This is a genomic window from Streptomyces sp. NPDC056128, from assembly GCF_042263835.1.
Classification (GTDB): Bacteria; Actinomycetota; Actinomycetes; order Streptomycetales; family Streptomycetaceae; genus Streptomyces.
On the sequence record NZ_JBHJVQ010000048.1, the window covers coordinates 1 to 13,493 of the forward strand.

The 13,493-nt window shown below is 67.3% G+C and carries 11 protein-coding genes and 1 pseudogene; 7 read left to right on the plus strand and 5 right to left on the minus strand.

Annotated elements, in window-relative coordinates:
* Positions 1–420: 420 nt before the first annotated feature.
* The 7 genes and pseudogenes from ACFC1X_RS39010 (at position 421) to ACFC1X_RS39040 (ending at position 8,773) form a co-directional block, all read left to right on the plus strand.
* The gene (locus ACFC1X_RS39010; protein ID WP_376363922.1) at positions 421–3,270 is read left to right on the plus strand and encodes a glycosyl hydrolase; all 2,850 of its coding nucleotides are present in this window, start codon (positions 421–423) and stop codon (positions 3,268–3,270) included.
* 252 nt (positions 3,271–3,522) lie between these two features.
* A complete protein-coding gene (locus tag ACFC1X_RS39015; protein WP_376363924.1) occupies positions 3,523–4,140 on the plus strand; it encodes a TetR/AcrR family transcriptional regulator in 618 nt (205 codons plus the stop codon).
* A gap of 114 nt (positions 4,141–4,254) precedes the next feature.
* Positions 4,255–5,484 (plus strand): cytochrome P450, encoded by a 1,230-nt coding sequence (locus ACFC1X_RS39020; protein ID WP_376363927.1) that lies wholly within the window; start codon positions 4,255–4,257, stop codon positions 5,482–5,484.
* A 44-nt stretch (positions 5,485–5,528) separates the two neighbouring features.
* Positions 5,529–5,723 (plus strand): ferredoxin, encoded by a 195-nt coding sequence (locus ACFC1X_RS39025; RefSeq protein ID WP_376363930.1) that lies wholly within the window; start codon positions 5,529–5,531, stop codon positions 5,721–5,723.
* A gap of 11 nt (positions 5,724–5,734) precedes the next feature.
* Positions 5,735–6,958: an NAD(P)/FAD-dependent oxidoreductase gene (locus ACFC1X_RS39030; RefSeq protein ID WP_376364009.1), complete on the plus strand. Its 1,224-nt coding sequence runs from the start codon at positions 5,735–5,737 to the stop codon at positions 6,956–6,958.
* Positions 6,933–7,357: pseudogene (locus ACFC1X_RS39035) on the plus strand (transposase); the annotation flags it as partial. The gene ACFC1X_RS39030 and the pseudogene ACFC1X_RS39035, both read left to right, overlap by 26 nt.
* 189 nt (positions 7,358–7,546) lie before the next feature.
* Positions 7,547–8,773 carry a cytochrome P450 gene (locus ACFC1X_RS39040; RefSeq protein WP_376363933.1) on the plus strand — a complete coding sequence of 409 codons (1,227 nt, stop codon included), beginning with the start codon at positions 7,547–7,549 and terminating at the stop codon, positions 8,771–8,773.
* Between the two features lie 52 nt (positions 8,774–8,825).
* On the opposite strand, the gene ACFC1X_RS39045 is transcribed toward ACFC1X_RS39040, so the two are convergent.
* The 5 genes from ACFC1X_RS39045 to ACFC1X_RS39065 form a co-directional block, all read right to left on the minus strand.
* Positions 8,826–10,088: a cytochrome P450 gene (locus ACFC1X_RS39045; protein ID WP_376363936.1), complete on the minus strand. Its 1,263-nt coding sequence runs from the start codon at positions 10,086–10,088 to the stop codon at positions 8,826–8,828.
* The gene (locus ACFC1X_RS39050) at positions 10,085–10,702 is read right to left on the minus strand and encodes an ATP/GTP-binding protein (RefSeq protein WP_376363939.1); all 618 of its coding nucleotides are present in this window, start codon (positions 10,700–10,702) and stop codon (positions 10,085–10,087) included. The genes ACFC1X_RS39045 and ACFC1X_RS39050 overlap by 4 nt, the downstream gene beginning before the upstream one ends.
* On the minus strand, positions 10,683–11,039 hold the full coding sequence (locus ACFC1X_RS39055) for a DUF742 domain-containing protein (RefSeq protein WP_376304566.1): 357 nt from the start codon (positions 11,037–11,039) through the stop codon (positions 10,683–10,685). The genes ACFC1X_RS39050 and ACFC1X_RS39055 overlap by 20 nt, the downstream gene beginning before the upstream one ends.
* Positions 11,036–11,500: a roadblock/LC7 domain-containing protein gene (locus tag ACFC1X_RS39060; RefSeq protein WP_376363942.1), complete on the minus strand. Its 465-nt coding sequence runs from the start codon at positions 11,498–11,500 to the stop codon at positions 11,036–11,038. The genes ACFC1X_RS39055 and ACFC1X_RS39060 overlap by 4 nt, the downstream gene beginning before the upstream one ends.
* 78 nt (positions 11,501–11,578) lie before the next feature.
* Positions 11,579–13,288 (minus strand): sensor histidine kinase, encoded by a 1,710-nt coding sequence (locus tag ACFC1X_RS39065; protein WP_376363945.1) that lies wholly within the window; start codon positions 13,286–13,288, stop codon positions 11,579–11,581.
* Positions 13,289–13,493 lie beyond the last annotated feature (205 nt).

The window sequence follows — 13,493 nt, forward strand, 5'->3', positions numbered from 1 at the left end:
GGACCTCGACAATCCTCATTCTTGCTGGTCAGAGGCACTTTCTGCTTTCCTGCCCGTCTGCCGGACAGCCCGCTTGATGAAAGCGCGAGGCTAGCTCCTCTGTCTACCCAAGATGTAACTCGTGGGGGTCTTGGACTATTCAATGTCAGCAGATTTAGCGTGTCAGTCAAGGTATAAATTAAGGCTGTCCTAAAACTGATCACCACGTCGTGTTTCGTAAGGGAATTTCTCACCACAGTTAACGCAATGAGTTGGATCGATCCTGGTTGTCCGGTCCAGGGTGGTAGTTGGGTGTTGCGTCCGATGTGGGCATTTCGCGGGGCAGCGACAGCCGCCGCTGAAAGCGATCATGGCGGCGCTCTGATGTCACTCGTGCAACAGCTATTGACGCTTGTTTGTGAGAGTTTTACTTTCCTTCACATGAGAGCGCTCTCACGTCGTCGCTTACGTCAAGACTTTGACGTTTCCTCCTCGCCCGACTCCCGCTCACGATCCGCCCCCCACAGCAGGCCGGCTGCCGCCTTGGTGCTGGTCACCGCCTTGGCCGCCGTCAGTCTCGGTCCCGCCGCGACTCCGGCGGCGGCAGCCACCGTGCCGGTGGGTGCGGGCAGTTACTCCGACACCCGTCCCGCCGGTACCTCCGGGCCAACCACCAACACGGGCGCTCCGGTGACCCCCAAGGTCACTCCGGGCGCCAAGGGCAAACCGGTCCCGACCAACGACTGGTGGTCGTCCCTGGCCTTCCAGAGGTACGGCGACAATCCCTACTCCACCCCGATGTACGGGCATCCGCTCACCTACCAGGCAACCGCCGGCGGGCTGGAGATCGGCTACCCCACCACCCCCGCGGTGGTCGGTGAGGGGCGCCAGTACGAGTACGCGCACAAGCGCGATCTCACCCTCGGCCTGACCGGCCTGAACTCCCCGGACACGAAGGCCGACGCCTGGTCCGACTGGACCGTCACGCCCTACTGGTCCGACGGTACCCGCACCCTGCGCACCACTATCGGCCACGGTCTTCCCTTCGTGTACGCCAAGGGCGCCGGCGGCAACGCCCAGATCACCACCGCCTCCACGCCGAGCGTCTTCGCCGACCAGGGCAACGTCCTTGGCATCACGGTCGGCGGCCACCACTACGCCCTCTTCGCCCCCAGCGGCAGCGACTGGAATCTCTCGGGTTCCACGGTCACGGCAGCTCTTGGCGCCAAGGACTATTTCTCGCTGGCCGTCCTGCCGTCGGCCGACGCGCTGGCCACGTACAAGAAGTACGCGTACAGCTTCGTCACCGGCTCCAAGGCGAGCTGGTCCTACTCGGCCGGCTCGGTGAAGACGGGCTACAGCCTCACCACCCAGGCGCAGGAGGGGAGTGAGACCGGCACCATCCAGGCGCTCTACCGTCACCAGTGGCTGCACACGACGGATCCCCTGACCCCCTACACGTATGTGTCGTCGCGCGGCAGCATGAAGGTGCGCGAAGGGGCGACGTTCACGACCACTCAGAAGTCGGCGCCCGTCCTGCCTGTCCTCCCGAAGTCCTCGGGCGTCGACCGTGCGCGCCTGAAGACCCACCTCGACGAAGTGGCGAACGCGGCCGACCCGTTCTCCGGGGCGACCGACACGTACTGGACGGGCAAGGCGCTCGGCAGACTCGCCCAGCTCGTTCCCGTCGCCGACCAGATCGGGGAGACCGCCACTCGCGACAAGCTCCTCGGCCTGCTCAAGGGCCGGCTTCAGGAGTGGTTCACCGCCGGTGGTGCGAGCGAGTTCTCCTACGACAGGGACTGGAAGACCCTGACCGGCTATCCGGCGTCGTACGGCAGCGACACGGAACTCAACGACCACCACTTCCACTACAGCTACTACGTCTACGCGGCCGCGATCATCGCCCAGTACGATCGGGCCTGGGCAGCCGACGCGGCGTGGGGCGGCATGGTGAAGACCCTCATCAAGGACGCGGCCAATCCCGCCCGCGACGACACGGCCTTCCCGTTCCTCCGCGGTTTCGACGTCTACGCGGGCCACAGCTGGGCCTCCGGCCACCAGGGCTTCGCCGCGGGCAACAACCAGGAATCATCGTCCGAGTCGACGAACCTCAGCGCAGCCCTGGTGCTCTGGGGATCGGCCACGGAGAACACCGAACTTCGCGACTTGGGCGCCTACTTGCTCACCACCGAATCGGAGGCGATCGCCCAGTACTGGTTCGACGCAGATGAACAGGTGTTCCCCTCCGGTTTCGGTCATGACACCGCCGGGATGGTGTGGGGGAGCGGAGCGGCGTACGCGACGTGGTGGACGGCGAACCCCGAGGAGATCCACGGCATCAACGTCCTTCCTGTCACCGGGGGCTCACTCCACCTGTCCGGCCACAAGGCCGCCATCCGGCGCAACCTCGCCGAACTGGTGCGGGAGAACGGAGGCCCAGCCGTCGAGTGGCGCGACATCCTCTGGGAATTCGAGTCGCTCGCCGACCCGGCTGCGGCCAAGGCCAAGTGGGATGCGGGCCAAGCCGGTTATACCCCTGAGCAGGGGGAGTCCAAGGCGCACACCTATCACTGGATCGGCACCCTGGACACGCTCGGCGCCCCCGACACCACGGTGACGGGCGACATCCCCACATCGGCGGTCTTCAGCAAGGGGACGGTACACACCTACGCGGCGCACAACTTCGGCGCTTCCCCGCGCACCGTCACGTTCTCCGACGGCGCGACCCTCACGGTCCCGGCCCGTTCCACGGCGACCGGCACCGGAACGGGCGGCGGTCCGGATCCTGATCCCGATCCGGATCCGCCCACGGGGAACGTCTTCCAGCTACGCACCGGCGGCGCACTCACCACGGCGACCGGGGCGACGCCCGGCAGCGACACCCTCGCGTCGGCGGGCGGCACGAACCGCGACGGCACGCCGTACCAGCCGCTGGTCTACGAGGCGAAGAAGATCAACGGTACTCTCGCGCCGGGCTCGTCCACGGCCTTCCGCATCCAGGTGGACGCGGGGACCGCGGTCGGCCTGGGCCAGCAGGCGAGGGTCAGCTACGACCTCACGGGTGACGGCACCTTCGAAAGGACCGAGACCTATCGGTACTTCGCCACTGATCCCGTGACCGGTTGGGAGACGTACAGCGAGAGCAGCGGCCTCAAGTCGGAGACGGGCTCACTGGGGAACCTGAAGGGTGGGACGGTCCGCCTGGAGGTCTGGCCGGCGATCGGCAACGCCCCGGCAAAGCTCCGGACCGGGACGGCCGATTCGACACTGACGATCCCGTTCGGCTAGTACCCGGCACATGACGTCGGCGGGCCGTCCACACGCGAACGACGGACCGGTACCCCGCCGGCGGTGAGGACATGGACGCACCGCTTGGGCGTTTGACCCTCCACCTGACTGACGCTCCGGCTGTCATCGGGTTGAGTCGTCGACCGCCTGAGCGGTGTTGCCGTGCCCGGCGACGACCGATGGGTAGCGGGGCGCGGCGTAAATCCGGCCATCTCCGATAATGCACGAGGGGAGACCGGAAGGAGTCGGAAAGTGGCCGATACGTTCAAGCGCCGTACGCCGAGCCAGTGGGGTGAGGGGCACGCCCTCAAGGAGGAGATCCTGGCGGCTGCCGCGCGGATGCTGGCGGAGGCGGGCCGCGAGGAAGGGTTGTCGCTTCGGTCCGTCGCCCGAGAGGTCGGAATCTCGGCGCCCAGCATCTACCTGCACTTCGAGGACCGCTCGTCCCTGGTGGCTGCCGTGACGCAGCGGGAGTACGAAGGGATGGTCGACGACTTGCGCCGAGCCTGGGCCGAGGCGGAGGGCGAGGGTCCGCGAGAGGCACTGCGTGCGATGGCTCAGCGCTACTGCTCCTTCGCGTTGGAAAATGCCCGCCGGTACCGGCTGATGTTCGCCGTCGAGTGGGCCGCCGTACCTCGAGGAGAGGCGCCGAGGCATCCGGTGACGCTCGTGCTCCGGGCTTGGCAGGACGCCCTCGCATCATGCCGCGAAGCGGGATACGCGCAGGTCGATGACGAAGAGGACGCGATCCTGCTCTGGTCCTCGCTGCACGGGATGGCGGCCCTCGCCATGGCGCTGCCCTTCGAACGTGAGGCCGACGGCCTCACCGCCAGGGTGGACACTCTGGTCGACCGCATCGTGACCGAATAGCACCGTCGGGACGGCCCTACTGATTGACGTGTCGATCACTCCGCTTACCATGGCAACGCAATCAACTAACGGTGTTAGGTGATTCGCGGAAGCTCACATTCCCAGGAGGCAGCCATGACGGACACCAGCACGCGAACGCCGACGGACCTGCCCGAGTACCCGATGTCGCGGGCGTCGGCCTGCCCCTTCGACCCGCCTCCCGCCCTGCAGACCCAGCAAGCCGACAGGCCCGTCTCGCGGGTGCGCATCTGGGACGGCAGCAACCCGTGGCTGATCACCCGGCACGACCATGTAAGGGCCCTGCTCGGCGACCCGCGCATCAGCGCCGACCCCCAAAACGCCGGTTATCCGCACGGCAACGAGGGCCGCAAGCGCGCTTCCAGGACGCGTCAGGGGTTCCCCACGATGGACGGCCCCGAGCACGCCCGGATGCGCCGGATGGTGACCGCGCCCTTCGCCGTCAAGAAGGTCGAGGCGATGCGGCCGGCGGTACAGAAGATCGTCGACGCTCGCATCGACGGCATGCTCGCCGGGCCCAAGCCGGCAGACCTGGTGGGGGAGTTCGCGCTGCCGGTGACCAGCCTGGTCATCTGCGAACTGCTGGGTGTGCCCTATGACGATCACGGCTTCTTCCAGCGCCACAGCAATACCATCGTGCGCCGGACTTCGACGCCGGAAGAACTGCAGGCCTCGACCAGCGCGCTCAGCGACTATCTCGAGAAACTGGTGAAGGCCAAGCTCGCCGAGCCGAAGGACGACCTGCTCTCCACCCTCGCGACCGAGCGGGTCAGCACAGGCGAGATGACTGAGCATGATGCCGCGATGACGGGTGTGCTGTTGCTGATCGCGGGCCACGAGACCAGCGCGAACATGATTGCGCTGGGCACTCTGGCACTGCTGCACCACCCTGACCAGCTTGCCCTTCTGCGGGAAACCGAGGACCCCAAGGTCGTGGCGAGCGCGGTGGAGGAAATGCTGCGCTACCTGAGCATCGTGCATACCGGGCGACGTCGCGCCGCTGTGGCGGACATCGAGATCGACGGCCAGGTCATCCGTGCCGGCGACGGTGTCATCATCGCCACGGATATCGCCAACCGGGACCCGGACGTCTTCCCCGACTCCGGTCGGCTCGACGTCACCCGAGACGCCCGCCGCCACGTGGCCTTCGGCTTCGGCGTGCACCAATGCCTGGGACAGCCCCTGGCCCGCGTCGAACTCCAGACCGTCTACAGCACGCTGTACTCCCGCATCCCCACCCTGGCGCTGGCCTGCGGCATCGACGAGCTGGAGTTCAAGCACGACAGCTTCATCTACGGGGTCTACGAACTGCCCGTCACCTGGTGACCTCCTCATCCCTCTCCTTTCCGCACACAGAAGTGAGTCCCCCCATGCGCGTAGAAGTCGACCAGCCCAAATGTGTCGCCTCCGGCCAGTGCGTCCTGCTGGCGCCGGACGTCTTCGATCAGGATGACGACGGCATCGTCGAACTGCTCAATGCCGAACCCCGCGACGAACTCCACTCAGACGTGAGGGAGTCGGCCGCCATCTGCCCGGCCGCGGCCATCCGTGTGGTGGAGAGGTGACCACCCCGGCAATGCGCCGCGTCGCCATCGTGGGCGCCTCGGTGGCAGGTCTGACGGCTGCCGAGACACTGCGCCGGGAAGGGTTCGACGGCTCGATCGCTCTCGTAGGCCAGGAATCGCACCTGCCCTACGACCGGCCGCCGTTGTCCAAGCAGGTCCTGGCGGGGGAGTGGCCCACCGAGCGGCTGACGTTGCGTCCGATCGCAGTCCTCGAGAGGCTTGACCTCGACCTGCGCCTGGGTGTCGCCGCGGCAGCTCTGTCCCTTACTGATCGCACGGTCACCCTGGCCAACGGTGACCGCATCGGATACGACGGGCTGATCATCGCCACCGGCGTACGACCTCGGCGACTGCCCCAGTGCGGTACTCCCGGCGTGCACGTCCTGCGCGACCTGGAGGACACCCTCAACCTGCGCGACCGGCTCACGCCCGGCAGCCGTCTGGTGGTGATCGGAGCCGGCTTCCTGGGCGCGGAAACAGCCTCCTCCGCCCGGGCTCTCGGCCTCTCGGTGACCCTCGTCGAACCGGCTCCCGTCCCACTGGCTCACGCCGTCGGCCAGCACGTCGGCAACCATCTGGCCCAGCTGCACCGCGACCACGGGGTGGACCTGCGCCTGCGCAGTGCCGTCGTCGGCATCGACACGGCCGCCGGACGAGCCACCGGAGTCCACCTGACAGACGGTACACGGATCCCCGCCGACGAAATCCTTGTCGCCGTCGGCTCCGAACCCAACACCGAATGGCTCGCAGGCAGCGGACTACGCCTGAATGACGGCGTGGTGTGCGACGCCTACACGGCCGCAGCGCCGTGCGTGTACGCGGCCGGCGACGTGGCCCGATGGCACAACCCCCTCTTCGGCACGTCGATGCGCATCGAGCACCGCACCAACGCCGCCGAGCAGGCCATGGCCGCGGCCCGCAACCTGCTGCGCCCCGAACAGGCCCGGCCCTTCGCCCCTGTTCCCTATTTCTGGTCCGACCAGCACGGGATGAAGATCCAGGCCTTTGGTCACCTCCGCGGCCACGAAGAGGCACGGGTGGTTGAGGGAGACCCGGCACACGGCTCCTTCCTGGTCGCCTATCGCACAGGCCGGAAGATCGTGGGCGCGCTGTCCGTGGGGCTGCCGTCCAAGACCCTACGGCCCTGGCGCGCCGCCATCGCAGCCCGCGCCGGCTGGGAATGTGAGACGTTGGGTTCAGCTCCCGATCATGGAAGATGCGTCGACGCCCAGTGAGAACGTGCCCGAGTCCGAGACGCCGAGCGCGAGAAGGCTGCGTCGGGGGTCTGCGACCGGTGAGGGCGGGCTGCTGCATCGGCCCGCCCTGGAGGGCGAGATCACCGAACATCGCGGCTATGACCCGTGCGACCCGGCGGGCAGGAACGGCGGCAACTCGCGGAACGGCACACCCTCCAAGACGGTGTGACGGACGTCGGTCCAGTCTGAGATGACCGTGCCCCGCGATCGCGGCGGCTCCTTCGAGCCGAAGATCGTCCAGAAGCGGTCGGCGAGGTGCAGAGACGCCCGCTCGACGCCGTCCATCCAGTGGTCCTCATCGACGCCATCGACGTGAAGACCCGCGGCGGTGCGGTCGCCGACCGGTCGGTCTGTGTGGCCATGGCCGTCACTACCCAGTGCGTCGGGTGGTCACGCGCGGTCACCTCCGCATCGCACCTGTGCCGAACGTCGCCCAGGCCGGTGAGCACTGATTTTCGGACAAGGGCGGCATCGTGAGCGATTGAGTCACCAGCAGACTGTCACATCCGTGCTGCGATCAACTAAATTTTGGTCTTGACCAGTTGGAACGCACGAGGAGTGATCCGCATGTCCACCGCCCAGCAGGTGCCCGACATCCTCTCACCCGAGTTCGCGGTTGACCCCTATCCGGCGTACCAGGTGATGCGTGAGGACGCACCCCTGATCTGGCACGAGGCGACGCAGAGCTACATCGTCTCCCGGTATGAGGACGTTGAGTACGTCTTCAAGGACAGGGCCGGCGAGTTCACCACCGACAACTACGACTGGCAGCTGGAGCCGGTGCACGGGAAGACGATCCTCCAGCTGAGTGGCAGGGAACACGCGGTGCGGCGCGCCCTGGTGGCGCCGGCCTTCCGCGGCAGCGACCTTCAGGAGAAGTTCCTGCCCGTCATCGAACGCAACTCACGTGAACTGATCGACACCTTCCGGCACTCGGGCTACGCCGACCTGGTGGCCGACTACGCCACGCACTTCCCGGTCAACGTGATCGCGGACATGCTCGGCCTCGACAAGGCCGATCATGCCCGCTTCCACGGCTGGTACACGAGCGTCATAGCCTTTCTGGGCAACCTCTCGGGCGACGCCGACGTGACGGCCGCGGGGGAGCGGACTCGGGTCGAGTTCGCCGAGTACATGCTGCCGATCATCCGTGAACGCCGCGAGCATCCGGGGGACGACCTTTTGTCCGCGCTGTGCGCGGCCGAGGTCGACGGAGTCCGGATGAGTGACGAGGACGTGAAGGCGTTCTGCAGCCTGCTGCTCGCCGCGGGTGGTGAGACCACCGACAAGGCAATAGCCAGCATCTTCGCCAACCTGCTGCGCCACCCCGAGCAGCTTGCCGCTGTCCGCGCGGACCGAGCCCTGATCCCGCGGGCCTTCGCCGAGACCCTGCGCTTCACCCCGCCGGTCCACATGATCATGCGGCAATCCGCCACCGAGGTGACGCTCAGCGGCGGCACCGTGCCGCCCGGGGCCACCGTCACCTGCCTTATTGGGGCCGCGAACCGTGATGGGAGCCGCTATCGCCATCCCGACCGTTTCGACATCCTGCGCGACGATCTGACGACCACGACCGCCTTCTCGGCCGCCGCCGATCATCTCGCCTTCGCCCTCGGCCGCCACTTCTGCGTCGGCGCGCTGCTGGCCAAGGCCGAGGTCGAGATTGGCGTCAGTCAGCTCCTCGACGCCATGCCCGATATGCGTCTCGACGACGGCTTCGACACGGCCGAGCAGGGCGTCTTCACCCGCGGGCCGCAAGCCCTCCCGGTGCGCTTCACCCCCGTGACCGCGTAACTCGTGCTGTGATCGCCCTGACGGGCCCCGCCTGGGGCCCATCACATTCGCTCTACATCACCACCGGAGTGAACTGCACCGGCAGCGACGTCAAACCTCGCATCCAGAGCGACGGACGCCAGACCAGTTCCTCCGGCTCCACCGAGAGGACCAGATCCGGCAAGCGCTCCAGCAGGGTCTCGACGGCGGTGCGCGCCATCACGTCCGCCAGCAGCGGTGCGGGATAGGGGCACCGGTGCTCGCCGTTGCTGAAGGACAGGTGCGCGGAGTTTCCCGAACCGACGTGGTCGTATGGCCAGATCTGCGGATCCGTGTTGGCCGCCGCAAACCCGAGTACCAGGCAGTCACCGGCCCGGATCAGCCGACCACCGAGCTGAGTGTCCCGCACCGCCCAGCGCCCGATGAAGTTCTGCGTGGGAGTGTCCAGCCACAGCACCTCGTTGAGCGCGTCGCCCACACTGAGCCGGCCTCCCGACACGTTCACGGCGAACCGCTCGTCCGTCAGCAGCAGGCGCAGGGTGTTGCAGATCCAGTTGGACGTCGGCTGCTGCGCCGCCGCGATCACTGAGATGAGGTCCTGGACGATCTCCTCGTCCGTCAGGTCCGCGGAGTTCAGTAGCATGCGCGACGTGACGTCCGGGCCCGGCCGCTGCCGCTTGTCCGCCACCAGCTGCCGCAGCCGCTCACCCACGCGCGTGTACGCCGCCACCGGGTCGTCGCCCTCCGCCGCGTCCAGCGACATGCGGAGATCATCGACAAGCTGCTGGGTGTCGGAGCCCGACGTGGGCATCCCGCAGATCTGAACCACCGCTCGCATCGCGAGTGCGTGTGCGTAGTCCCTGACCAGCTCCGCCTGGCCGCTGCCGGCGAACGACGAGATCAACTGATCGGCGATGTGCTGGCACTCCTGGGACAGCTCGAACTGGTCGACACCCTCCAGTGCGTCTGTGATCACCCCGGCTCGACGGCGGTGCTCGTCGCCCTCGGTGAACAGCACCGAAGGCTGGTATCCGACGAACGGCAGCAAGGGCCAGTCCGCTGGAATGGCCCCCCACTGATTCCAGCGCCGGGAGTCCCGGGCGAACAACTCGTCGTGACTGGTCACGTAGCTGACTTCGGCATAGCCGAGGATCAGCCAGGCCGGGATGTCCCCGTCGAGCAGTACGGGCGCGACCGGGCCGCGTTCACGGCGCAACTCCCGGTACAGCTGCGACGGAGTCTGCTGGTACTCGAGTCCCGACAGGCTCACGGCGTCGTGCTGAACGGGGCAGCCCGGGGCAGTCGGGTGGGTGGGGGAAGAACCGATGTCGGTCACGGGTTGGCCTCCTGGGCCATGGCCAGTTGGTAGACATGATTGACGAGCGTGATCAGTACGTCTTTGCCCGACTGCCGTACTCGGGCGTCGCAGTCCACCATCGGCACGTGTGCGGGCAGTGCGAGTGCCATACGTATCTCATCCAACGAATGCCGGGCGGTGTCGTCGTCGAATCGGTTCACGGCCACCACGAAAGGTGTGCGGTGGTGTTCGAGGCGGTCGATGGCGTACCAGGAATCGTCCATGCGGCGGGTGTCCACGAGCACCACCGCCCCGAGCGTTCCCGAGAAGAGCCGATCCCACAGGAACCAGAATCTCTGCTGGCCCGGCGCCCCGAACAGGTACAGCACCATGCGCTCGGACAGGCTGATCCGCCCGAAGTCGAAGGCGACCGTGGTGGTGGTCTTCGCCGACCCCCCTTCGAGCTGGTCGACGCCGGCGCCGGCCTGTGTCATCACTTCCTCGGTGTTCAGCGGCCGGATCTCGCTCACCGAGCGCACCAAGGTCGTCTTGCCGACACCGAAGCCGCCCACCACGACGATCTTCAAGCCAGTGTCGGCCGCGTCAGCCAGAGGCGTGCGGTGGGCAGGCAGCTCAGAGGTTGCGGAGTCCATGGAGCACCTCCTGAAGTAGGGCGGTATCGGGGAGAGCGGCACGCGAACGCGTCGGGCGCGGATGGCGAGCGGTGATCCGGCCAGTGTCGAGCAGGTCACCGAGCAGAATCCGTACCACGGTGATCGGCAGCCTCAGTTCCGAAGCGATCTCGACCACGGCAGTGGGGTGCCGGCACAGATCCAGGATCCTGGCGTGCTCCGACTGCATCCCCGCCGTCGACTGGGACTCGCTGACGATGAGCGTCACCAGGTCGAAGGTGTCGTCGGCGGTGCTGCGTCCCCGCGTGACGGTGAAGAGCCGGTCGGGGTCACCGATGTCCACCGGCTTGCGGCTCACGGCGCGCCCGTACCCGTAACCTGTGCGGACTCTCGGGGCGCGGCGCGCAGATGCTCCCCGATCTGCTCGACCATCTCCGTCATCTGGTGACCCACGACGCCTGGATCGGCTTCCTCCGCGGCGAGCACGGCCAGGTGCGCCCCCTCCCCGGCCTCCACGATGAACAGCAGGCCGCCGTGGAATTCGGTCATGGAGTGCCGTACGCCACCGGATCCGTCGCCGAACTCCACCGATGCGCCCTGGGCGAGTGCCTGGATGCCTGAGCAGATCGCCGCAAGCTGATCGGCCTGGTCGAGTGTCAGGTGCTCGGTCCAGCACAGTTTCAGGCCGTCCCGGGACAGGACCAGGGCGTGGCGGGTTCCGGGGGTGCGCTCCAGAAGGTTCTGCAGGAGCCAGACGAGGCTGTTGTCTGTGGTCTGCATCATGGGTGATGGGACGTTGGTGCCGGACTGGCCGGTCACCTGCCCCTTCCTCCAATCTCGCTAAGTCGGGCGGAAGATGGCCGCAAGGGCCTGCGCCGCTGAGGAATGACGTGGTGGCTACGGTCCGACAGAAGGATCGGATTCGGGATTGGACTCGGGCTCGGGCCCGGCTCCCGTGTTCTCGGCGCCGGTTCGGCGGCCACGGTGGAAGGCGCCGAACCGGGAACCCGCGTCTCGCCTCGGACGGTTCTCGTTCGCACCGTCGGTGACTGCTTCGGACCGGCGTTGATCGCGCTCCCGCTCCGCCTCCGCCATCGTGCGGCCGGGGGCCCGGACGGGAAGGCCGTTCGGAGTCGAAGTCGAAGTGGTCACGCTGGGACGCCGTTCCGGCTCCGGTGACTCGGTGCGCGTCGAGCGCTGCGTGGGCAGAGTTGGCTGGCGCGGGGCCGGGGCCGGCGGGCTGCGGTAGGCCTGGTGCGGTGCAGGATCGCGCTGCTGGGCAAGTATCTGTGGAGGCAGCAGAACGACGACACCGGTGCCACCGCGCGACGAGGGACGGTAGTTGACGCTGATGCCGTACTTCTGCGCGAGACCACCGACGACGGCGAGGCCGAGTCGGGTGCCCTGCAGCGAAGCGAGGTCGCTCAACTGGCCGGATACCGCTTCCTCTGCCCGGCGCATCGCCGCGTCCGCCATACGCAGACCGCTGTCCTCGATCGTGACGACGATGCCGGCGCTGCGCTCCTCCACGTAGACCTGTACCTCGTCGATGGGCGGCGAGAAGTTCGCGGCGTTGTCCATCAGTTCGGCGAGCAGGTGCATGACGCCCTCGGCTGCGAAACCTGAAACCGCGGCCGTGGTGGAGGAGTTCAGGCGAACTCGTTGATATGCGGCGATCCGGCCCACGGCGCCACGCAGGATGCTCTCCATGATGATGGGCTTGTTCCAGGCACGGCTGGACCGGCCACCCATGAGCAACGCCAGCCTGTCGGTCATCAGCCCCAGTTGTGAGGTGCTGTGGTCGAGCTTCAGCAGGTCACCGAAGACCTCCTCGCCGTGTCGGTCCTGCATCTCGCGCAGATCGGCGAGCATGCTGACGGCCTTGGCCTGGACGCGGCTGAGTGCCTTGGCGGACGCGGCCTGTGCGGCGGACGCCCGCCGCTCGCTGCGGGCGAGTTCCCGGACGAAGGACTCGGCCGGCAGGCGAACGACGGGAAGCCGCGGGAGCTCGATCTCCGCGAACACCGTGTCTGCGGAACGGCCCTCCCGAAGGCGTGCGATCGCGTGGGGCAGTGTCTCCTGGGTGAGCTGTTCCAGCTCGATCACCACCCGCTCGAGCTCATGGGCGACGTGAGCGCGCTCGTCGTTGAGCCTCGCTGCGTGCTTGACGCCTTCCTCGATCGAGGCGGCGAAGGTGTCGACGAGACGCCGCAGTTGTGGGTCGGCCGGTGGTGGCGAACTGGTCAGCGCGTCGGCGACGGTTGTGCCGTCCCACAACAGCTTGGCCACCGTGGGCAGCGTCACGTTGAGGGCATGAGCGGTCTCCGCGGACTGCTGCGCCGCCTGCGTCCTGACGCGTCCGGCCTCGGCCTCGTGTTGGGCGGTCGCACTGCGGGCTTGCCGTACCAGTCTGTTGCTGACGAGGAAGGCTACCGCCACACACGCCCAGGCGGAGACCGTCACCGTCAGGGTCCAGGCCTGAGCGTTGGCCGGTCCCAGGGCAGCTGCGGCGCCGGCGGCGACTGCGCTGACCGACAGCACGGCCAATGACATGGCCAACGGCGCTTTGGCGGGGCGCTGCTGGCTGGGAGGTGCAGGCACGGACATTCTGCGGTCCCTCGGTCCATGAGAGTGGAAGAAACAGGCGACCGATGACGGCCGCGGGCCAGGATCGGGGCCACAAGAGGAGGGTGATCTTCCGACCCGGCACGGGCTCATCCTAGTCACATAGTTGAGGGAAGTGATCTGACAAACTGACGAGTAGCCAGATGCCCCGCATTCGCCGCAATGCCATCACTCGAACGCATGTACG